The organism is Neisseriales bacterium, from assembly GCA_016699915.1.
GTDB lineage: Bacteria > Pseudomonadota > Gammaproteobacteria > Burkholderiales > Q3-R57-64 > Q3-R57-64.
Genome location: CP064990.1, coordinates 296,452 through 319,654 on the forward strand (window position 1 = coordinate 296,452; position 23,203 = coordinate 319,654).

The following is a 23,203-nucleotide window of genomic DNA, read 5'->3' on the forward strand; positions in this document are numbered from 1 at the left end:
AACCAAGCATCGCTTAGCCTTTTTTCTAAGGCGGTAATAAGGATTCACAAATATCGGCGATGCGCTCGCACGCATTGATTGAGGCAATGCTACGTGCCGCATTGGCCATTTTTAGGCATTGTGCTCGGGTTAGTTTGTTGAGCCATTGCGCCACATTGTGTGGTGAAAATTCTCTCTGCGGTACAATATGCGCCGCACCTGCAAGAGACAGTAATTGGGCGTTACGTGTTTGGTGATCATCTGCTGCAAAAGGATAGGGCACCAATAAACTCCCTACCCCTGCTGCCGCTAATTCTGCAACAGTTAATGCACCTGCTCGACATAACACAATATCAGCTTTGGCGTACTCATCTGCAATATGATCAATAAAAGCACGGCAGTCTGCCTCAATGTTCAATTGTGCATAGCGATTATTGAGCGCATCAATTTGTTGAACACCTGCCTGATGTACAACATGTAAACGTTGCGCGTCAGGCAATAATAAGGCAAGCGCTTGCGGCAAAACGTCATTGAATATTTGAGCTCCTAAACTACCGCCGATCACCAGTAGGCGCAAAGCGCCTTCCCTAGCCTGAAAACGCTTGTCTGGATTGGGCAGTCTTGCAATAGCTGATCTAACCGGATTACCCACGCAACCTTCAGGGTCAGAAAATACGCCTGGGAAAGCATATAACGTGCGATGGGCAAAATAAGATAATACTTTGTTAGTCAAGCCAGCAACGGCATTTTGTTCGTGAATCACGAGGGGCTTACCCATTAAACGTACTGCAACAGCACCTGGAAATGCCGCATACCCGCCAAAACCAATGGCTACATCAAATGGGCGTTTGATAAAAAGCTTTTGTGCATCGTAAATTGCTCGCGCAACAGTAAATGGTGCGAGACATTGTCGCATCAAACCATTGCCTCGTAAGCCGTGAATTGTGATGGTTTCTAGTTCAATACCATGCTGAGGGATCAGATGATTTTCCATTCCCATTTTGCTACCCAGCCATACCGTTTTCCAGCCACGATTACGTAATGTTTCGGCAACCGCTAAACCAGGAAAAATATGTCCACCAGTGCCACCCGCCATAATCATCGCCGTGTAGGTTTTCATGATGAAACCTTGTAGTATCCATGCATAATGCGTTTATTTTCCCAATCCACCCTCAATACTATACAAAGCGCCACTAAATTAGCAACGAGAGCTGATCCACCAAATGACATCAATGGCATCGTCATACCTTTTGTTGGCAAAATTCCCATGCTAACGCCCATATTAAGAAACGCTTGTAACCCAATCCAAATACCAATGCCCTTAGCAACCAAAGCACCATAATAACGCTCTAGCTTTCTGGCTTGTTCTCCAATACGAAAAGTGCGCCATACAATCCATGCATAAGTTGTAATCAGCAAGCAAACCCCAATCACACCAAATTCTTCAGCAATGACAGCCATAATAAAATCCGTATGTGGTTCAGGTAAATACGCTAATTTTTGTATCCCACCACCTAATCCCATGCCAGACCACTTGCCTAATCCAAAGGCAATAAGCGAGTTGGTTAACTGATAACCCTTATCATAAGGGTCATCAAAAGGCGCAATAAATCCTAATACCCGACGCATCCGATAAGGTTCAATCAGGATAAGCAAAATTAATGTCACGAGTGCCAACAGTATTGAACCACTAAATACCCAACCATTTACACCGCCTAAAAATAGTAAACAAAAGATGATGACTATAATAACAACCAATGCACCAAAATCAGGTTCGAGTAAGAGTAATACCCCAATAAGCAACATCGGCGCAATGGCTGGCAAAAACCCTCTTTGGATATTATCCAATACCGTTTGTTTTCGTATCAAATAACTTGCTGTATAAAGAACACAAGCAAATTTCATCAATTCAGAAGGCTGAATGTGAAACCACAATAATGTTATCCAACGACGTGAACCATTGACTGTGTGCCCGATACCTGGCACCAAAACCAATACAAGCAATAACAACGCAACGCCAAAAATAGGCGTTGCGTATTGTTCCCAAATCCGTAATGGTACGCAAAACGCAATCCAACCGATGGTCATTGCTATGACAATGGACACGGCATGGTAATATAGGTAGTAGTAAGGATTACCAGTATGAGAAAAATGTTCAGCAACAGCAATTGAGGCAGAATACACCATCGTTAGGCTAAATAACAAAAGACCAAGCACAACAAAAGTCAGGGCTTCATCATATTTTTTAGTGTGGACAAGTGGTGGTTTTGTCCATATTTTTTTTAGCAGGTTGTACATATCGGTTTCAGGGATGACACCGCATCACGGAAGACTTGTGCACGATGGGCATAGTTATTAAACATATCAAAACTAGCACAAGCAGGAGAAAGAAGAACCGTATCACCCGCTTTGGCTAAGTTGGTAGCTACCCATGTTGCTTCTTCCAATGTTTGGCAATGTTGAATAGGTAAGCGAAGCCCTGCAATGGCTTCATGAATCTTCTGCGCATCTTCTCCAATTAATACAACCGCTCTGCCGACCTTTTGCAATGCGTTGTTGAGTAGGGAAAAGTCCTGCATTTTGCCTGCTCCTCCTGCGATCAGCACCACCTTTTTTGGCATACTCAATAGTGCCGCTTCGGTAGCAGCAACGTTGGTACCTTTTGAGTCATCAATGTAAGTTATCCCATTGATTTGATCAACCCGTTCAATGCGATGTGGCAAACCGCGAAAAGTTTTGAGACCAGTAAGTAATGGCGCACGAGGCAAGCGTAGTGCCTCACACAACGCTAAAGCAGCCAAAGCATTAGCCGCGTTATGTTTACCCAGCATTAGCAGTGCTTGCGTTGATAATAGAGATATGCCATCTGCTATGAGCACATCCCCTGCTGATACATGATAGTCCGCGTTTTGCCGCAGAGAAAATTGACGGATAACCCGCCCTTTTCTTTGCATCGCAAGACATAATGGGTCATCGGCATTAATTACCTGTACGCCTTGTCCATTAAAGATATGTGCTTTACTTGCCGCATAATGTAATAAGTCAGGATATCGATCAAGGTGATCTTCAGCAATATTCAACACAACTGCTGCATCAGCGTTTAAGGACTGTGTGACATCCAACTGAAAACTTGATAGTTCCAATACCCAATATGCTGGCATTCTGCCTTGCAGTTCTTTATCCCACAATGCCTTCAATATCGGCAACCCAATATTGCCTGCAACGACTGTATCACACTGGCAAATCCGACAGAGATGACCCACCCATTCTGTAACCGTACTTTTACCGTTTGAACCTGTAATTGCAATTACTTTTCCCGAAACATGATGCGAAAAAAGCCGTGCAAATAATTCAATATCGCCAAGAATGCTACCACCTTTTTGGCGAAAAGCCATGATATCTGGGTTAGCAAGCGGCACCCCTGGACTAACAAGCACATAATCGGCTTGTTGCCAGTAACGATCTGCTAAGCGTTCTGTGTAAAGTGGTACGTTGGGTAATAACTGGGCAAATAACTCGCCTTTTGCTGGTATTTTTTGGTGATCAAACGCTACGACCTCTGCACCATGTTGTACGAGGTAAAAAGCACTTGCTAAGCCTGTATCTCCTAAACCCAGTACAATAAATTTTTTTCCAGCAAGCATGATTTATCGCAGTTTTAATGTTGTTAAACCGATTAGCACCAAAATCATGGTGATAATCCAAAAACGGACTACAATTTGTGTTTCTGTCCATCCCTTTAACTCATAGTGATGGTGTAAGGGTGCCATTTTAAAGATACGGCGACCCGTCAATTTAAAAGCGGTTACTTGTAAAACAACAGAAACCGCTTCTATTACAAATAATCCACCCATAATCAATAGCACAATTTCCTGACGCACGATCACAGCTACTACGCCTAGTGCAGCACCAAGTGGCAATGCGCCAGTATCGCCCATAAAAACTTGAGCCGGATAAGCGTTAAACCATAAAAATCCCAAACAAGCACCACAGATCGCTGCACAAAAAATTACCACTTCATGTGCGCCGGGCACGAAGGGCAATTGTAGATACTGAGCAAAAACAGTATGCCCTGCAACATAAGCAAATATTGCAAAACCAGCCGAAACTAAGACGACAGGTAGTGTTGCTAATCCGTCTAATCCATCGGTCAGATTAACAGCATTTGATGTACCAACAATCACTAAATAGGTTAATAAAAAAAAACCACAGGCACCCAAAGGATAGTTAATATGCTTGAAAAAAGGCACAATAAATTCGTAGGAGGCAGGTAATTTTGCGGTATAAAAAAGAAATATAGCAGCGACAATAGCCAAAACAGATTGCCAAAACATTTTGGCATAAAATGATAGTCCACTGGTATGGTTATGCTTAATTTTGTGCCAATCATCGTAAAAACCTAATGTACCCATACCAAAGAGTATAGCAAGCAATAAAGCAATATAATGATTCCCTAAGTCAGCCCATAGCAAAGTGCTTACCACAATGCATAACAAAATCAAAGCACCGCCCATGGTTGGTGTGCCCGTCTTGACAAGATGCGATTGTGGGCCATCTGTACGAACAACTTGACCGACCTTAAATAGGGTCAGCTTACCAATGACATGCGTTCCCAATAATAGCGAGATAAAAAGAGCCGTTAAGCAAGCCATAACTGCCCGCAATGTCGTATAGTTTAGTACACCAAGACCGCGTATTTGCCCACCCCATAAATTCGCTAACCATAAAAACATCGCCGTTCACCTAGTGTATCGTTCGTTGGGAAAAATATTGCACGACACGTTCCATTTTCATGGCACGCGAACCCTTGACTAAAACCGTACTTTGTTGATTAATCAATACTTCTAAACCCTGACATAAGGCTTTAATTGTCTCAAAGCAAAGCGCATTTTTGCCAAATGCTTTGGCAGCGCTTTGTGATAAAGTACCCAGTGTCAGTAGGTAATCGATCCCTTTTGCTTTGGCATAATATCCAATATCTTCGTGTTGTTGTTCAGCTTTTTCGCCTAATTCAGCCATATCACCCATGACCAAAATACGCGGTGTGCATCCGTTTGATGCTAATACATCAATTGCTGCTTTCATCGAATCCGGGTTAGCATTATAGGTGTCATCAATCCACAATCCACTGGCCATCTGCATACTATTCAAGCGTCCTGGCGTACCTAAAAATAATGATAATCCTTGTGTAATGGTCAACAAAGGAACCTGCATTACGAACGCTGCAGTTGCCGCAGCTAATGCATTATAAATATTATGTGCGCCTGGCATACGAAGCGTTACTGATGATATGCCTTGTGGCGTAACTAGGCTAAAGGTGCTGCTTAGCCCATTTAATTTGATATGGTCAGCATATACATCACCCTGATGTAACCCAAAATGGTAGCAAGTGTGCCCTTGTGCTTTGTGATCAAACAAAGTGGTATAGGGGTCGTCAGCAGGCATAATCGCAATACCAGAGCTATCTAGGTTTTCAAATATTTCAGCTTTTGCTGTTGCAATATCTCGTAGACTTGAAAAACCACCGCTCATGTGCGCATGTCGGGCATTTAAAACCATGGCAATTGTAGGATGAGTCAATTGTGCTAAATAAGCAATTTCCCCCGCATGACTCATGCCCATTTCAATCACCGCATATTGATGAAATGACGTCAAACCCAACAAGGTAAGTGGCAACCCAACATGGTTGTTAAAATTGCCTGGCGTTGCCCATACTGCATCGGCGCTACTTTGCACACTTAAAATTGACGCTAACATATTTTTAACTGTAGTTTTCCCGTTAGACCCGGTAATACCTACAACAGGTATTGCATGTAATTTTCGCCATTGTTGAGCCATACGACCCAATTCATGGTAAGTGTCAGCCACTGGTAATACAAACTTATCAAAGCAAGAGTAGCCTTGATTAACCATCGCACCGATTGCACCTTGTTTGAAGGCTTGTCGAACAAAATCATGGCCATCAACATGCTGTCCTTTTAGCGCGACGAAAAAATCCCCTGTTTGCAATATACGTGTATCCGTAACAATTTTTCTGACAGGCTGATCCCAAGCAATGTGACTACTGACTTGATCATGTGCAATCAAACGCGCAATCCATCCCATCGTCATCATGACTGCGTTCCCTGATACAATAATTGTTCAGCAATGTTAAAATCGGAAAAAGGCAGTTTATGGCCACCGATATCTTGGTGCTGTTCATGACCTTTTCCGGCAATCAGCACAATATCCTTTGCTGTTGCATGACGAATCGCCCACTCAATTGCCAAGGCACGGTCAACTTCAATATGCGACACATGATGCATACCCGATACAATATCTTGCACAATATGTTCTGATACTTCAGTGCGTGGGTTATCACTTGTTACAACAGAAACATCAGCATTTTTTTCAACAACGTGACCCATCATGGGTCGTTTGCCATGGTCTCGATCCCCACCACAGCCAAAGACACAGTACAGCTTGCCCTGTTCTGTCCGTAATTCAGATAATGATTTGAGGGCTGCTTGTAATGCATCGGGTGTGTGTGCGTAATCAATCACCACGAGTGGTTTATTTCCTCCACCCAATCGCTGCATACGACCACAGACTGGCTCCATAAGGCTGAGCACATCACGCGCTTGAGATAATGGCACATCATCCACACACAATGCAGCAAGACAAGCGAGTATATTGGAAATGTTAAAGCGCCCAATCAAGGAATTAGCAAGTTGAATATCACCCCATGGTGTATGAATATCAAGTACCATTCCCCCTTTAGAGACGTGGCAAGCAGTCAGATGAATATCACCTTGTTCCAGACCATATGTTAATAATTGCACAGCTTGTTGCTTAAGTTGTGCAGCTAATTGATAACCAAACTGGTCTGCTACATTAATAATGGCATAACGCAAGCTTTCCCAATAAAATAGCAGGCTTTTTGTGTAACCATAAGCTTGCATAGTTTGATGGTAATCAAGATGATCCCTTGTCAAATTTGTAAAAATCGCTGTTTCAAATGGCACACCATTCACGCGCCCTTGATCTAGAGCATGAGAAGAAACTTCTATTGCTACAACTTTTGCTGATTGATGTGCAAAATGTGCTAATAATTGCTGCATGGTAATTGCGTCCGGCGTCGTATACGTGGTGTTGGACAATTGGCTTAAAAAACCATTACCTACTGTACCGATAAGCGCTGCTTTCTTTTCCAAGATACCATAGGCTTGTGCTAACCAATGTGTAATGGAAGTTTTGCCATTTGTGCCTGTTACGCCGATGATCCGCATGGCTTGGCTAGGATAATGCAATATATCTGCAACAATCATGCCAGCTTGTTGAGCAAGCTGCTTAACAGGCAAGTGATCAACTAACCAATTGGAGTTCCAACAAAAACCAGCATCATCTTCCCAAAAGACAACCGATGCACCTTGTCGAACCGCTTCGGCAATGTAATGTCTACCGTCAGTATGATGACCTTGATAGGCCAAAAAAAGATCACCCTGCTTGACCAATCGGCTATCTGCCGTTACATGATTAACTTTATGGTAAAAAGGTCGGTAACGGGTCAAGTCGCATATCGGTAGCGGTTGTAAGCGACTTTTCACATGCTTCCTTTCTTTGTCAACAAGCTAGTCAGCAACAGTCAGTAGATTATTTATAGACATATCAGGCGCTACGTCAAAACTACGCAAACAGCCATTCATAATGCGCGAAAAAATAGGACCTGCCACTGTTGTGCCGTAATAAAATCCAGCATGTGGCTCATCAATCATGACCGCGACAATAAAACGCGGTTTTGATAAAGCGGGCGCAAAACCGATAAATAAACTAGCATGTTTGTTGGGTTGATAGACACCGTTTTCAAGCTTACGTACCGTACCCGATTTTCCGGCTACGTGGTAACCCGATATTTGTATACTAGGCTGCCCAACAATGGTCAGCATTTGTCGCATTTGTCTGGCTGTACTATTAGCAATGACTTGCTCTCCCTCAGCTGGCATCGATACCTTAGCAAAAGAAACGGGCATTAACTTACCGCTAGTTGTAAAAATGGTATAGGCTCTGGCCATTTGTAATAAACTGGCCGCGACACCATACCCAAAAGACATCGTTGCTTGTTCTATAGGTCGCCAATTAACTGGGTTGCGTAGCCTGCCTGCGCTTTCCCCTGGAAAACCTGAATCCAATGAACGACCAAAACCGACGGTATGATAAAAATGCCACATCTCACGTGAACTAAACATGAGTGCAAGTTTGGAAACACCAACATTAGAGGATTTTTGTACAATGTTAGCCACATCCAAGCTGCGATGGGTTTTAACATCCCGCACCACAGCGCCATTAATAGTGTAGCTATTGGTATTCAGTACAGTATGTGGCGTTACTTTTCCGCTATCAATAGCCTTTGAAACCAAGATTGGCTTAATGGTTGAGCCTGGTTCTGTAAGATCAGTAATTGCACTATTGCGCCATTGTAGTGAACGCGTAGTTTGGCGATTATTAGGGTTATAAGAGGGATAATTTGCCATGGCTAAAATTTCGCCTGTTTGAGCATCCAGCACAACGACACTACCAGATTTGGCCTTGTTTTCTACTACGCCACGCCTAAGCTCACGATAAGCTAAATACTGGAGTTTCTGATCCATGGACAAGATAAGTTTTTGCCCATTTTTTGGTAATGTCACATCGGTCAAATCATCAACAATATGACCTAGTCGATCTTTAAGCACAACCCTTTTACCATTTTGCCCGGCTAGCTTATCGTTGTATGCCAACTCTAGACCTTCTTGACCTATTTTATCCACTCCTGTAAAACCGACTGCATGTGCGAATAATTCGCCGGTTGGGTAAAAACGCCGATACTCAACTTGACTGGCAATACCTGGAATACCCAATTGCATCACTCGGTTAGCAAGTTCTGGTGCAATGTGACGTTTGATGTAAACAAATTCTCGCTTTTTATCAGCCAATTTTGCCTGAATAGTGCTCGGCAAGATGTTAAGTAAATGCGCTAATCGCTTTAATTGTTGATGTGACACTTTTTCCATGCTTGACGGGCTAGCCCAAATTGATTCCACACGTGCACTCACTGCTAACAAGGCACCATTTCGGTCTGTAATAACACCACGCGTTGCATGTAAAGTCAGCTCACGACAAAAACGTGCCTCCCCCTGATTTTGTAAGAAATGCCCATTGCACAACAAAATGTAAAAAGCGCGAACCAATAACACTAAAAACAATGCGATAAAGATAAAGAGAACAATACGAGACCGTTTAGACTGTTTATCTAATGGTGCAGGCTGTTTGCCGCTATAGCGAAAGTTTGTGTAAGTATAGCTACTCATTGATCAAGCTTTTATTAGCATTAATAACAACCGTTTCTTCTTTGCTTGGTATGTGCATACCTAAACGTGTGGTTGCTGCTTTATCCACTAAGTTATGTGCTCCCCAAGTACTTTGTTCCAGCTGCAGTTGTTCATACTCTGCATTGAGTTGTTCTATTTGGTTTTGTATCCTATCTAATTGGCTATAAATGGAACGCGCTTTATGCTGTGTAGTCACTACCCAAAGTGCAAAACCAACGATAGCAATTAATAAAACACCATTCAATTTCTTCAAGCCATCTACTCTCTTAACAAAGCGTGGCTACGCCTTGCAACACGAAGTACAGCAGAACGCGCCCGCGGGTTCTGCTGTACTTCTTCTTTGCTTGCATGCTTGACACGATCAACGCAGTCCAATAATGGTTGGGCTAATTCATGACTCCTTACTTTGACCCAACGGGGTAAATGATCAGCCCGGCTATAACAACGCATGAATCGCTTAACGATGCGATCTTCGAGCGAATGAAAGCTAATCACTACGAGTTTTCCACCACACTTTAATCGCCGCACTATTTTCGGCAATACGGTCGCTAGAGAATTTAGCTCATCATTGATGTAAATTCTTAATGCTTGAAATGTCCTTGTTGCAGGATGCTGTCCTGCTTCATAATGTTTAATTTGCTTCGCAACCAATGTTGCTAACTGACCCGTTGTAGCGATAGGGGACACAGCACGCTGTTTGACAATCGCACCAGCAATAGATTTTGCAAATCGCTCTTCTCCATAAGTACGAATCACCTGCTCAATATCTGATTGCGTGGCGTTTGATAACCATTCGGCTGCCGTCATGCCACTACTCGTATCCATACGCATATCAAGCGGTGCATCAAAACGAAAACTAAATCCACGCTTTGCATCATCTAATTGCATTGAAGACATTCCTAAGTCATAAAGCGCACCATCAATTTGGTCTATACCCATACGATCTAATACCAACTCAACATGCACAAAATCACTATGTACCATATCAAATCGTCCATCTTCCTTAGACAGTGCAGATCCAATAGCAACCGCATACGGATCTTTATCTAACGCAATAAGACGTCCCGATGCACTCAATCTGTCTAATATGGATTGACTATGCCCACCATATCCAAAAGTGTTATCTAAATACACACCTGCTTTTTTGGTAATCAATGCGTTAGCCGATTCGCTACACAACACACTTTGATGGTGTAATGCCTGATCATTCATAATGAAAACTCATCCAGTGCCATGTTTAAAACTTTTCTGTCTAGAATCAAAGCCGCTTCCGTCTCCGCTTTCCAGTCTTGTGCGTTCCATAACTCAAAACGGTTACCCATTCCAACAAGTCCCACTTCTTTGTTTAAAAAAACCAATTCCCGTAAACAAGTAGGAATCAAAATACGTCCAAAACCATCCATTTCCAAGGTTTCAGCATGCCCAAGCATTAAACGCTGATAAGCTTTAAGCATAGGGTTGCCGACGGGTAACGCAATGAGTTTTTGCTCAACAAGTCGCCATTGTGATTCTGGGTAAATCAAAAGATGGTTTTTTGCTTCTAGGGTAACCACTAACGTTGGGCTAAAATTTGTCAATAACACTTCTCGATGTTTAGCGGGGATCGCTAAGCGCCCTTTATTATCCAAATTGAGAATATTTACACCGCCAAACATGTCATGAACCTCATTGACTGAAGTTGGTCAATACATGCCCCACCCTAAAAAAAGTAGTACGTGCATATTTTACCCACTTTAATCCATTTTTATCCACTTTATGCCACTTTTAGAGAATTAGGCAATATTTGTCAAGCAAAAAATAGCTCTTATGCTGAAAAAATAATGGGACGTGACATGCGAAACCATCTGTGTGCGCAAAAATAAGCATTGTCAGCAACAAGTTTTGTGCTAATTTCATCCAAATGGTATGTTGAACAACTTATGTTACAGTGTAGTCAAAATATACAAAGTAAGTAGCGCAGAAAGAAAAACTGATCAGCAATGATTGCAGTAGTTAAAAAGTACTGCATAGGAAAATCAACGTGCTGCTATTCTTGCATAACAAGCTTTTCCCAAATTATCATTTACAATGTGTCTCATCTGAATTGACTCTTAGGGTTTTTTGTTATAGTTAGCGGTTCGGGTGCATTCATTAAAACTTAAAAAAACTGAGGCTCGTTTTGGTTTATTATATTTTTACGATACGACCAATCCTCTATTACTATGTCTATTAATCTAGCAAGACGTTTTGGTGGTATTGCCAAACTATATGGCGAAGAGTGTTTGGCACAATTTGCTCAGTCCCATGTATGCGTCGTTGGTGTAGGAGGTGTTGGCTCTTGGACAGTTGAAGCGCTTGTCCGTAGTGGAATTGGCGCGATTACCATCATTGATTTGGATAATGTCAGTTAGTCGAACTGTAATCGACAGCTTTCTGCATTAGACCCGCATTTTGGCAGGGCTAAAGTAGCGGTCATCACAGAACGTATGCACGCTATTAATCCACACTGTCGTATCAATGCTATTGAAGAATTTATTAATGCGGATAACTTATCTGAATTGCTCAATGAGCGCTTTGATTACCTCATGGATGCGATAGATCACACTGCTACTAAGGCCGTTTTAGCTACTTGGTGTATTCAACAAAAACTCCCTTTCATTGTATGTGGCGGAGCGGGCGGAAAAATTCAGCCACAGTGTGTTAAAGTCAGTGATTTAAGTGCTGTGCAGGGCGATCGTCTATTGGCAAACTTGCGCTATACCCTCAGGAAATATTATGGATTCAGTCAACCGATCAAGCAACCATTCAATGTACTTTGCGTTTACTCAGATGAACCTGAGCGCCATCCATTACAACGTACATCCAATAAGGCTTTAAGTGGTTTATCTTGCTCAGGATATGGTTCCAGCATGGCTGTTACAGCTACTTTTGGTTTAATTGCTGCGGCGACTGTGATTAATACTTTAGCTGGCTATACATCGCACATAATAGCTCGGCAACACGCATGAGGAATCAACCATGACAATTAAAACTGATATGTTACAAACCAATAGCCCAATGCCTCTTATGGCGAAAGTTACTTTATCTTCACAGGAAGAAGCTTTAGAAAAAGCGCTACGCCCAAAACAATTTAATGAATATATTGGCCAAACAAAAATTCGAGAGCAGCTTGAAATATTTATTACTGCCGCTAAAAATCGTGGTGAAGCATTAGATCATGTATTGTTATTTGGACCACCTGGCTTAGGAAAAACCACTTTAGCGCATGTTATCGCACATGAACTAGGAGTGGGATTTCGCCACACATCAGGACCTGTCTTGGAAAAAGCTGGTGATCTGGCAGCATTACTGACTAATTTAGAAGCACATGACGTGCTATTTATTGATGAAATACATCGATTACCCGCTTGCGTTGAGGAAATTTTGTATCCAGCACTTGAAGATTATCAGTTGGATATTATTATTGGCGAGGGGCCTGCGGCGCGCTCTGTTAAAATTGATTTACCTCCTTTTACACTTATTGGTGCTACCACCAGAGCTGGCATGCTTACTAATCCATTAAGAGAAAGATTTGGCATTGTTTTTAGGTTAGAATTTTATGCAGAAGATGAGTTATCACGCATCGCAACACGATCTGCCAAACTGCTCGCTACGCAACTGGACAAACAAGGTGCTACGGAAATTGCAAAACGATCACGAGGCACCCCTCGCATTGTTAACCGCTTACTGAAAAGAGTGCGTGATTATGCCCAAGTCCGCGCTGATGGCATTATTACATCAAAAGTAGCCCATGCAGCACTTGCTTTACTTGAGGTCGATGAAGCCGGGCTAGACATTATGGATCGCAAGTTATTGCAGTCCATCATTGAGAAATTTGAAGGCGGACCTGTCGGGTTGGATAGCCTGGCCTCTGCTATTGGAGAAACCAGTAATACCATAGAAGATGTCATTGAGCCGTATTTAGTACAGCAAGGCTATCTGCAGCGTACTTCAAGAGGTAGACTTGCTACAGCCCGCGCTTATCAACATTTTGATTTACAAACTACAAATACAGCAACAACTGAGGATTTATTTGGCTAGCAGTGATTGGGCTTGTTATAAATCTATTGGTATCGAGTTGCCATCATACTAAGACTTATGGGTTTAATATAGCTTGCCTGACCTGCTGTACCGAATGCTTCATAGCGCCCAATACACAGGTTACGCATCGCTTCTTTAGATGGACCAAGATATTTTCTTGGATCAAACTCTTCGGGATGACAAGATAAAAAACGGCGAATGGTGCCTGTACTTGCCAACCTAAGATCTGTATCAATATTCACCTTTCTCACACCGTGCTGGATACCACGCACAATCTCTTCAACTGGTACACCATAAGTGTCGGGTATATTCCCACCAAATTCATTAATAGTTGCTAGCCATTCTTGGGGGACAGAACTAGACCCATGCATGACAAGATGTGTATTCGGAATTTTTTGGTGAATCTGTTTGATCAAATCAATTTTTAATACTTCTTGGGTAGGTTTTTGCGTAAATTTATAAGCACCGTGACTTGTACCAATAGCAATGGCCAAAGCATCCACGCCCGTAGCCTGTACAAAATCTGCCGCTTCATCCGGATCAGTAAGTAACTGGTGATAGTTGAGCGATCCGCTAGCTCCTATGCCATCCTCTTCGGTAGCGCAACCTGTCTCTAAAGATCCTAAGCAACCAATCTCGCCTTCCACTGATACACCACGAGCATGCGCAAAATTCACCACCTGACGGGTTACTTCAACATTATATGTATAATCAGCAACAGTTTTACCGTCAGCTTTCAATGATCCATCCATCATCACTGAACTAAAACCATGTTGAATGGCCTGCTCACATATTTGGAAACTGGTGCCATGGTCTTGGTGCATGACTACTGGGATATGTGGAAATGTTTCGATCGCAGCTAAAATGAGATGTTTTAAAAAAAGATCTCCTGCATATTTTCGAGCGCCTGCCGATGCCTGTAGAATAACTGGCGCATCGGTCGCATCAGCCGCTTCCATAATCGCCTGTATTTGCTCGAGATTATTAACATTAAACGCAGGCACTCCATAGCCTTTTTCCGCTGCATGGTCTAAAAGCTGTCTTAAAGATATCAATGCCATGAAGTCCTCCGAATACACTGCCAATTAATAAAATTCAAAATAGTCATTAATCATTAAACCGAGCTGATAATATCGCAATAGCAGGTAGCGTTTTACCCTCTAAAAATGCTAAAAATGCACCGCCACCTGTTGAAAGGTAACTCATTTTATCAGCCACCTTAAACTGGGTAACAGCAGCAATTGTTTCTCCTCCCCCGGCAATAGAAAAAGCATCGGATGCCCCAATTGCTTCTGCCAAAGCTCGAGTACCGTGACTAAATGGTGCGATTTCAAATACACCAATAGGACCATTCCACACAATCATTTTAGCTTGCCTAATCAATTGAAGTAACAACGCTATGCTACGCGAACCAAAATCAACGATTTTATCTTCTGGCAAGATATCAGCAATATTTTTAAGCACTGCCGTTGCATCAGCCGATATATTTTTCGTGACGATAACATCGCTCGGAAGCGGAACCAATCCATGGCGACGCTGCATATTATCCATAATACTTTTTGCTTCATTTAGATAAGCTGATTCGGCCAATGATGCGCCAATATCATAACCTGACGCCAATAAAAAAGTATTGGCAATACTGCCTCCAACCACCAATTGATCAACTTTGTCAGCCAATGCGTTGAGAATAGATAGTTTCGTTGATATTTTAGCGCCTGCCACAATTGCCAAAAGCGGGTGTGCAGGCTTTGATAAAGCAAGGCTCAGCGTGGCTATCTCTTGATGTAATAAAAAACCTGCGCAGGCAACAGGCGCAAATTTTGCCACCCCATATGTTGATGCTTCAATACGGTGTGCAGTACCGAAAGCATCGTGAACAAATACATCGCATAGCTTGGCATAGCGTTGACTTAGATCTGGATCATTCTCTTTTTCACCTATATTCAAGCGCACATTCTCCAGCATGACAACGCTGTTAGGTGCAAGCTGGATAGCTTCGGACCATTGCTGAATGATAGCAACAGGTCGCTGTAAAAGTTCACTGAGACGCTTAGCAATCGGTAATATGCTGTCTTTTGTCTTGGGTGAGCCCTCAATGGGACGCCCTAAATGGGTCATGATAATGACAGCAGAGGCATTTTGTTGTAAACAATATTGTATAGAAGGTAGGGAAGCACGAATACGGGTATCGTCACTAATGGCACCGTTGTCTTGCAATGGCACATTCATATCAACACGAATCAAAACCCGTTTGCCTGCCACATTGAGTTTTGCTAATTGCAGATAAGGCATATTGTTACCTTTGCAACCAAAAGATAGTTTGTTAGTTACACCGCAAACATCGCTTGTGCAGTATTAAGCATCTGGCAACAAAATCCCCATTCATTGTCATACCACAATAATACTTTCACAAGATTGCCACCCAAAACTTTGGTAAGGGTTGCATCAAAATGTCCCGCTTCTTTAGTATGGTTAAAATCACTCGAAACAAGTGGTAAATGATTATAGCCTAGTATTTTTTTTAGGGTGCCTTCTGCGGCTGATTGAGCAATCGCATTGACTTCTTCAACCGTAGTTACGCGTAAAGTTTCAAATGTAAAATCAACCAGCGAAACATTAATGGTGGGGATGCGCACCGCAAAACCATCTAATTTACCAACCATTTCAGGCAACACCAATCCCACTGCTTTTGCAGCACCTGTTTTAGTGGGGATCATATTTTCCACTGCAGATCGTGCTCGACGCAGGTCTTTGTGACGTATATCGGTTAATGTTTGATCATTCGTAAAAGCATGAATCGTTGTCATCAACCCTTTGGCAATACCAAGCTGATCATGAAAAATTTTAACAGCAGGCGCTAAACAGTTTGTGGTACAACTTGCATTGGATACCACACACATTGCTGGTGTTAATATAGTGTGATTGACGCCATAGACAATGGTCGCATCAACATCCGCATCGCCTGGCGCGGAAATTAAAACTTTTTTTGCGCCGCTGTCAAGATGAACAGATGCTTTGGCTTTGCTGGTTAAAGAGCCAGTACATTCCAGCACTAAATCAACACCGAGTTGTGCCCAGGGTAATGTTGTGATGTCTCGCGTTGAAAAAAATGGAATGGCATCACTATTAACCACTAATTGGTTATCAACATAACTAACTTTTTCAGCAAAGCGCCCATGTACCGTATCAAATTGCGTTAGGTGTGCATTAACCTCTAAGCTACCTGATCCGTTAATCGCAATGACATGAAATTGTTTTTGCAACTTGTACTCATAAATTGCTCGCAGAATCTGGCGACCAATTCGGCCATAGCCATTAATTGCAACACGAATCGCCATGTTAACTCCTGTTAGCGGTGAATGATTAAAACCTTCAACAATCCTATCAAATAATATCGCGCACAGCTTTTACAATATGCACAACATCCAATGCAAATTCTTTGAATAATTCAGGTGCTTTGCCTGATTCACCAAAAGATCCAATACCAATAACCGCTCCTTTTAGCCCCACATACTTTCTCCAAAAATCTGGGTGACCTGCTTCAATGGCGACGCAGGGTAAATGAGTAGGCAATACAGATTCTCTATAGATTGGATCTTGCTGGTCAAATATCGTAGTTGATGGCATCGAAACAACCCGTACAGCAATGCCCATGTTAGCCAGTTCAATTTTTGCCGATAGAGCCAACTGCACTTCAGATCCCGTTGCAATCAATACCGCTTGCAACTGATTGGCATCACTTAGAATGTAACCACCTTGTCGAATCAATTGAATTCGTTCTGGCAAGCTGTCAATAAAAGGGAGATTTTGCCGGCTAAATATCAAGCAACTAGGCTGATCACGTTGACTCAACGCTTCAATCCAAGCAACCATCGACTCAAGCGTGTCACAAGGTCGCCAAACAACCATATTAGGAATATAACGCAAGGTAGCAATTTGCTCAATCGGTTGGTGAGTGGGTCCGTCTTCACCTAAACCAATCGAATCATGCGTTAGCACAAATATTGGATTAATTTTCATTAAAGCAGCCATACGTAGAGCATTGCGTGCATATTCGCTGAACATTAAAAATGTGCCACCAAATGGCTTAAATCCACCATGCAAAGCAATCCCATTAATGATGGCAGCCATACCGAACTCTCGTACACCATAATGAATATAATTACCGCTGGGTTGTGTAGCATTTAACACCACTGCCTCTTTCCATTTGGTCAAATTAGATTCGGTCAAATCGGCTGATCCCCCTAGTAATTCAGGGAGTTTTTCGGATAAAAAAGTGATAGCATGTTGAGAAGATTTACGGGTTGGTAGTGTTTGTGCATCCCGACAAACTTGATGCAATTTTTCGTTCGCATCATTTAACCAGTAATCGGGTAATTGATCCGTTATTCTTCGTTTAAATTCTTTCGCAAGCACGGGATATATATTGTCGTATTCAGTAAAATTAACACACCAATCGTTTTCATGTTTTTTGCCCAATTGACGTGCATCCCACATATTGTAAATCTCATCAGGAATCACAAAGGGTGGATAAGACCATCCTAAGTTCAAGCGCGTATTGTTGACCTCTTCTTGCCCAAGCGGAGCGCCGTGGACATAGCAAGAACCAGCCTTGTTTGGCGAGCCATAACCAATCGTTGTTTTGCAACAAATTAGTGTAGGGCGCTTGGTTTCTTTTTTGGCTTGTTTGATAGCATGATTAATTTGAAGAGGGTCATGACCATCTACACTACGAATGACTTGCCAATGATAGGCTTCAAAGCGTTTGGCGGTATCTTCATTAAACCAACCAACAACTGGTCCATCAATAGAAATACCATTGTCATCCCAAAAAACCACTAATTTATTTAATTCAAGCGTACCAGCTAACGAACATACTTCGTGGCTAATACCTTCCATGAGGCAGCCGTCTCCTGCAAATACCCAAGTATAATGATCGACAATAGGATAATTGGGTCGGTTAAATTCGGCGGCCAATCGTTTTTCAGCCAGTGCCATTCCAACTGCATTAGCAATTCCCTGACCTAATGGTCCTGTCGTTGTTTCAACGCCAGGCGTTACCCTATACTCAGGATGACCCGGTGTTTTAGAGTGAAGCTGTCGGAAATGTTTAATATCGTCAATAGAAACGTCATAACCCGTCAAATGCAGCAAGCTATAAAGCAACATCGAACCGTGACCATTTGAAAGAATAAAGCGGTCTCGATTACACCATTGAGGATTTGATGGGTTATGTTTTAAAAAAAGGCGCCACAATACTTCAGCAATATCAGCCATACCCATTGGCATTCCTGGATGACCTGAATTCGCTTTTTCCACAGCATCTATTGAAAGAAATCGAATTGCATTGGCTAAATCATCCCGCGTGACCATTGCACAACCTTCATAAATAATTGTGATGTGAGCATTGTTGGCATCTTATCAAATTTCGCTGCAATTGCTAATGAATTCCCATAGCTTTTATCAATAAATTTTTTAGCAAAATAGATGTTGGGGTATCGTGCGATAATAGTGTGGTTAGCAACTTATGAAGCTAACTTAAATTAAGAAGGCTCCAATTATCTTCATTTAAGATGATATCTCTCGCTCTTGTTTTAGGATAAGACTGGTAAAATTTGACTACACATTTTAGTAAACACTGCAATAATTTTCTTGGCAGCGTACAATCACCCTTTTTAAAAAACCGCACACTGAAAATTTAAGTATTCATGTTTAAAAAGATTCTTGCAATGTTGTCGGGGTTGATGTTTGGCGCCGGTCTACTTTTTGCTGGCTGCTTAACCATTGCCATCCTCATTGTTTACCCGCAACTGCCAGACCTTCATGTTTTGACAGAATACCAACCTAAAATCCCCCTTCAAATTTTCTCTGAAGATAATCAGCTTATTGGGGAATTTGGCGAAGAGCACCGTTCATTTGTCAACATTCAAACTGTGCCCAGTATGATGAAAAACGCTATCCTCGCCGCAGAGGATGAGCGTTTTTATCAGCATAATGGTATTGATTATATTGGTATATTGCGCGCACTATTTAGCAATATCATGCTCGGACATACACATTCTGGTGCCAGTACAATTACGATGCAGGTAGCAAGAAACTTTTTTTTATCTCGAGAAAAAACGTTCATTCGTAAATTTCATGAAGTGTTACTTGCTTTTAAAATAGAGCGATCCTTAACTAAAAACCAGATTTTAGAGCTGTATATCAACCAGATCTATTTGGGTCACCGTGCCTATGGCTTTTCAGCAGCAGCACGCACCTATTTTGGCAAACCATTGGATGCTTTAAGCGTAGCACAAATGGCTATGTTAGCGGGTTTACCAAAGGCACCATCGTTATACAATCCGATTACGAGCATGAAACGCGCTAAGCAACGCCAGCATTATGTTTTAGACCGTATGTATGAACTTGATTTCATTGATGAAATCACCTATCAAGCAGCACTCAAAGAGGATGTTAAGCCAATCCGATCTCCCGAAAATACCTTATTACCAGGACAGTATATTGCCGAGATGGTTCGCCAAATCATGTATGATTATTACGGGGAGAATGCTTACACAAAAGGATATCGTGTTTACACAACAATTAATAGCAAACATCAAAAATGGGCATTTGATGCGCTGCGAAATGGTTTGATGAATTTTGATCATCATTTTCCTTACCGAGGCCCTATTTCGCATATTGAATTATCTGCTTTAAGCGGTAGCAAGGAAGATCAAGAGGCATTTTTGGATCAGCAATTATCACAGTGGCTGGATGATGGTGATTTGCAACCTGGCGTGGTGTTGAGTGTTCGCCCTTCGTTAGTCAGCGTTTATTTACAAGGAGGTCAAGTTGTTAAAGTGTATGGTAAAGGACTAGCCTATGCACATTCAGCAATTGGTACCAAGGTATCTGCACAACGACGTATTTGTAGCGGTTCGGTTATATATTTGCGACCTCATCCAGGTGGTTATTGGGAAATTACACAAATGCCAGAAGTCGAAGGTGCTTTTGTATCTATGGATACAAAAAGCGGTGCGATCAAGGCTTTGATAGGTGGGTTTAATTTCTTCCGACGTAATTTTAATCATGTCACCCAAGCTTGGCGTCAACCCGGCTCAATTTTCAAACCCTTTATCTATTCTGCTGCTATCGAAAAAGGTATGACGGTTTCCACGCAAGTTAACGATGCCCCACTATCTATTCCCAAAGCCATGTCTGATGGCTCAGCATGGGAGCCCAACAATTCAGATGGACGGTTTGGTGGTCTCATGACGCTGCAAGATGGGCTGACACGTTCTCGAAACTTGGTATCAGTACGCGTACTGATGGCTATTGGGCTAGATTATAGCCGTCAATACATTCAGCGCTTTGGTTTTGATTTGCAACATCATCCTGCTTCATTATCTATCGCGCTAGGTGCCGGGTCAGTGACCCCATTACAAATGGCTGAAGCTTATGTAGTATTTGCTAACGGTGGATATCGTGTTAAAAACTATTTTATTGAACGCATAGAAGACGCAAAAGGCCAGATCTTACTACAAAGAACGCCAGAAGGAGCTGTGCGAACTGTTGATGCTAGGAATGCTTACATCATGACGCATATGTTAAGTGATGTCATGCGACATGGAACGGCAGCTAGTGCCATGAGTCTTGGTCGTCGAGATTTAGGTGGCAAAACTGGAACCACCAATGATTTTAAAGATTCTTGGTTTGCTGGATTTAATCCTGACCTTGTTGCTGTGGCTTGGGTGGGTTATGACCAACCAAGAAGTTTAGGCAGGCTTGGATTTGGTGGTATTGCTGCTTTACCCATCTGGATTCGCTATATGTCTGATGCACTTAAAGGCCAGCCAAATCGAGCCTTACCAAAACCATTGGGCATAGTTACAAAAGGCGATGGTTTTTATTATCAAGAGTATCAACAAACTAACCCTAAACTGCATATTGATAATAGGGGAGTCGTGCCAGAAGAAAAGCTCGAGCTTGATCATACAACCGATGCTCTCAATGAGTTGTTAAACAATCTTAACCTAGCGCCCGAGTTACCAGCATCAAGCTTGGCTGAAGAAATTATACCTAATACTATTGAGCCACCGCCACAATAGATGCCATTACAAATCATGCAATATTTCGCGCATCCATTGTGGCACGACTGCAAGGAGGCGACCCATCCAATCTGGCAGCTTGATGCCAAAAGTAGAGTTGAATAAGGTTGTTGCCAATTCAACTGTATGGGGACGCTTTGCACGCTGCGGTTGTATTGAGGTTGATAGCGGATAAAGATGACCTAACACATAGCCTTGCGTATCATGATGTTTGGCAATATTCAGTACCTTTTGTGCATAATCAAACCGGCTCGTTTTGCCTTGTGACGATAAGTGGTAAAGACCATAAGGAAATAAAGATGGCTCTTGCGTTTGAATATACTGTTTGAGTACCTGGCAGGTTGCTATAGCCACATCAATCGTTGCAGTGGGTACCCCAAATTCATCGTCAACAGCATATATCGCTTGATTAAGATACGCAGATTGTAAAATTATCTTAGGAAAACTCCTGCCTTGAGAATCAAATAACCAACTGGTGCGAAAAATAAGATAGCGATCGGTGTAAATGGATACTAGTTTTTCACCCGCAAGCTTACTTTTTCCGTAGACAGATAATGGATGCGTCCTATCTGTTTCAAGGTAAGGGGTGAGTTGCTGCCCATCAAACACATAGTCTGTCGAATAATGTACAAAAAGAGCACCATAATGCGTAGCCAACTGAGCCAGCACGCCAACGGCCTCTGCATTAGTCCAATGCGCCAAAGCAGCATCCGATTCAGCTTGATCCACATTCGTATAGGCTGCTGCGTTGATGATAATATGAGGTTGTATGCGACGCATGAGACAGCGCAATGCATGGCTATCCGTAATATCACATGTGATGCGATCTATTGCTGTAACTTGACCTAATAAATCCAAGTAACAACAGAGCCTCTGACCGAGCCTACCATTTTTACCGAATAAGATAATACGCGTCATACCAATTGGTTGCTTTCCTTATCCTATTGCGCAGGATAACGAGTGACTGTTTCACTTTTCAATCCGGTAATACAATAATCTCCCCATAGTGCCTGTAAAGCCGACACGGCAGATAATGCTGCAGTTTCAGTGCGTAGTACGCGAGGACCCAAGCGAACGGCTAACCAGCCATTTTGAATAGCCAATTGTTGCTCTTGCGGATCTAAGCCTCCTTCCGGGCCTACCATCATCCAAATTTTACTAGGACGCTCATCAGATGGCATAGTGGTTGCATCTGGCGATAGGAGCCATTTAGTGGATACATCACTTCTTAACCTGTTTACCCATGATGAAAAGGACTGCACAGGATAGATTGTTGGAATAATATTTCGGCCACATTGCTCACAGGCGGCAATGATAATCGCTTGCCATCTTGCTAATTTTGCCACCAAATCTTGTTGTGACTGTTTACCTATAGAGCGCTTCATGAGGAGTGGCTGAAATGCACATACACCCATTTCTACCCCTTTTTGCAGTGTAAAAACCATACTCTCTGAGCAAGAAATCCCTTGCGCCAAACCAATCCACAAGGGACATTCACGATCAATATGCTGTGGCGCACCAACCTGTGCCCAGGCTGTTTGGCGTGTTATATTTTCAAGCGTAGCGGGGTATTCGTAGCCATCTCCGCAAAATAGCGCTAATGTTTGACCAGCTTTTAAGCGTAACACATGGATATGGCGAACAACCGATTCAGGCAGTTGCCACTTTCCAATGCGAGGCGAGGTTGCAACATAGAACCTAGGCATGATAGGTTAAGTTAAAAGCTAA

General features: G+C 42.4%; 18 protein-coding genes and 1 pseudogene. 3 read left to right on the forward strand and 16 right to left on the reverse strand.

Annotated features, from left to right (window positions below; translation table 11 throughout):
• Positions 1–25 precede the first annotated feature (25 nt).
• Genes murG through mraZ form a run of 10 tightly spaced genes read right to left on the reverse strand, consistent with a single transcriptional unit; the run spans position 26 to position 10,981 of the window.
• Positions 26–1,099 carry an undecaprenyldiphospho-muramoylpentapeptide beta-N-acetylglucosaminyltransferase gene (murG, locus tag IPK86_01425; protein ID QQS16875.1) on the reverse strand — a complete coding sequence of 358 codons (1,074 nt, stop codon included), beginning with the start codon at positions 1,097–1,099 and terminating at the stop codon, positions 26–28.
• Entirely contained in the window at positions 1,096–2,277 is a 1,182-nt protein-coding gene (gene ftsW / locus IPK86_01430; protein ID QQS16876.1) for a putative lipid II flippase FtsW, read from the reverse strand. Before ftsW ends, murG begins: the two co-directional genes overlap by 4 nt.
• Complete coding sequence (gene murD / locus IPK86_01435) at positions 2,262–3,623, reverse strand: UDP-N-acetylmuramoyl-L-alanine--D-glutamate ligase (GenBank protein QQS16877.1); 1,362 nt, start codon at positions 3,621–3,623, stop codon at positions 2,262–2,264. Before murD ends, ftsW begins: the two co-directional genes overlap by 16 nt.
• Before the next feature lie 3 nt (positions 3,624–3,626).
• Entirely contained in the window at positions 3,627–4,712 is a 1,086-nt protein-coding gene (locus IPK86_01440) for a phospho-N-acetylmuramoyl-pentapeptide-transferase (GenBank protein ID QQS16878.1), read from the reverse strand.
• Positions 4,713–4,722: 10 nt separating this feature from the next.
• Positions 4,723–6,093 carry a UDP-N-acetylmuramoyl-tripeptide--D-alanyl-D-alanine ligase gene (locus tag IPK86_01445; GenBank protein QQS16879.1) on the reverse strand — a complete coding sequence of 457 codons (1,371 nt, stop codon included), beginning with the start codon at positions 6,091–6,093 and terminating at the stop codon, positions 4,723–4,725.
• Positions 6,090–7,565 carry a UDP-N-acetylmuramoyl-L-alanyl-D-glutamate--2,6-diaminopimelate ligase gene (locus IPK86_01450; GenBank protein QQS16880.1) on the reverse strand — a complete coding sequence of 492 codons (1,476 nt, stop codon included), beginning with the start codon at positions 7,563–7,565 and terminating at the stop codon, positions 6,090–6,092. The genes IPK86_01445 and IPK86_01450 overlap by 4 nt, the downstream gene beginning before the upstream one ends.
• 24 nt (positions 7,566–7,589) lie before the next feature.
• Positions 7,590–9,305 (reverse strand): penicillin-binding protein 2, encoded by a 1,716-nt coding sequence (locus IPK86_01455; protein QQS16881.1) that lies wholly within the window; start codon positions 9,303–9,305, stop codon positions 7,590–7,592.
• Complete coding sequence (ftsL, locus tag IPK86_01460) at positions 9,298–9,579, reverse strand: cell division protein FtsL (protein QQS16882.1); 282 nt, start codon at positions 9,577–9,579, stop codon at positions 9,298–9,300. The genes IPK86_01455 and ftsL overlap by 8 nt, the downstream gene beginning before the upstream one ends.
• 5 nt (positions 9,580–9,584) lie before the next feature.
• A complete protein-coding gene (gene rsmH, locus IPK86_01465) occupies positions 9,585–10,538 on the reverse strand; it encodes a 16S rRNA (cytosine(1402)-N(4))-methyltransferase RsmH (GenBank protein ID QQS16883.1) in 954 nt (317 codons plus the stop codon).
• The gene (gene mraZ, locus IPK86_01470; GenBank protein QQS16884.1) at positions 10,535–10,981 is read right to left on the reverse strand and encodes a division/cell wall cluster transcriptional repressor MraZ; all 447 of its coding nucleotides are present in this window, start codon (positions 10,979–10,981) and stop codon (positions 10,535–10,537) included. The genes rsmH and mraZ overlap by 4 nt, the downstream gene beginning before the upstream one ends.
• A 546-nt stretch (positions 10,982–11,527) precedes the next feature.
• On the opposite strand from mraZ, the pseudogene IPK86_01475 reads away from it, so the two are divergent.
• Together IPK86_01475 and ruvB are read left to right on the forward strand one after the other, a co-directional pair.
• Positions 11,528–12,313: pseudogene (locus IPK86_01475) on the forward strand (tRNA threonylcarbamoyladenosine dehydratase).
• A gap of 28 nt (positions 12,314–12,341) precedes the next feature.
• Positions 12,342–13,385, forward strand: a complete 1,044-nt coding sequence (ruvB, locus tag IPK86_01480) for a Holliday junction branch migration DNA helicase RuvB (GenBank protein ID QQS17029.1) — start codon at positions 12,342–12,344, stop codon at positions 13,383–13,385.
• Between the two features lie 23 nt (positions 13,386–13,408).
• Here the strand turns inward: ruvB and IPK86_01485 are convergent, their stop codons facing one another.
• Genes IPK86_01485 through tkt form a run of 4 tightly spaced genes read right to left on the reverse strand, consistent with a single transcriptional unit; the run spans position 13,409 to position 18,758 of the window.
• Positions 13,409–14,446: a fructose-bisphosphate aldolase class II gene (locus tag IPK86_01485; GenBank protein ID QQS16885.1), complete on the reverse strand. Its 1,038-nt coding sequence runs from the start codon at positions 14,444–14,446 to the stop codon at positions 13,409–13,411.
• A gap of 46 nt (positions 14,447–14,492) precedes the next feature.
• The gene (locus IPK86_01490) at positions 14,493–15,677 is read right to left on the reverse strand and encodes a phosphoglycerate kinase (protein ID QQS16886.1); all 1,185 of its coding nucleotides are present in this window, start codon (positions 15,675–15,677) and stop codon (positions 14,493–14,495) included.
• Between the two features lie 35 nt (positions 15,678–15,712).
• Complete coding sequence (gap, locus tag IPK86_01495; protein ID QQS16887.1) at positions 15,713–16,723, reverse strand: type I glyceraldehyde-3-phosphate dehydrogenase; 1,011 nt, start codon at positions 16,721–16,723, stop codon at positions 15,713–15,715.
• 46 nt (positions 16,724–16,769) lie between these two features.
• Positions 16,770–18,758, reverse strand: a complete 1,989-nt coding sequence (tkt, locus tag IPK86_01500; protein QQS16888.1) for a transketolase — start codon at positions 18,756–18,758, stop codon at positions 16,770–16,772.
• A gap of 335 nt (positions 18,759–19,093) precedes the next feature.
• On the opposite strand from tkt, the gene IPK86_01505 reads away from it, so the two are divergent.
• A complete protein-coding gene (locus IPK86_01505) occupies positions 19,094–21,475 on the forward strand; it encodes a penicillin-binding protein 1A (GenBank protein QQS16889.1) in 2,382 nt (793 codons plus the stop codon).
• Positions 21,476–21,481: 6 nt separating this feature from the next.
• Here IPK86_01505 and rfbD read toward each other — a convergent pair whose 3' ends face one another.
• Together rfbD and IPK86_01515 are read right to left on the reverse strand one after the other, a co-directional pair.
• Positions 21,482–22,393: a dTDP-4-dehydrorhamnose reductase gene (rfbD, locus tag IPK86_01510; GenBank protein QQS16890.1), complete on the reverse strand. Its 912-nt coding sequence runs from the start codon at positions 22,391–22,393 to the stop codon at positions 21,482–21,484.
• A gap of 23 nt (positions 22,394–22,416) precedes the next feature.
• Complete coding sequence (locus IPK86_01515; GenBank protein QQS16891.1) at positions 22,417–23,181, reverse strand: 16S rRNA (uracil(1498)-N(3))-methyltransferase; 765 nt, start codon at positions 23,179–23,181, stop codon at positions 22,417–22,419.
• Positions 23,182–23,203: the final 22 nt, after the last annotated feature.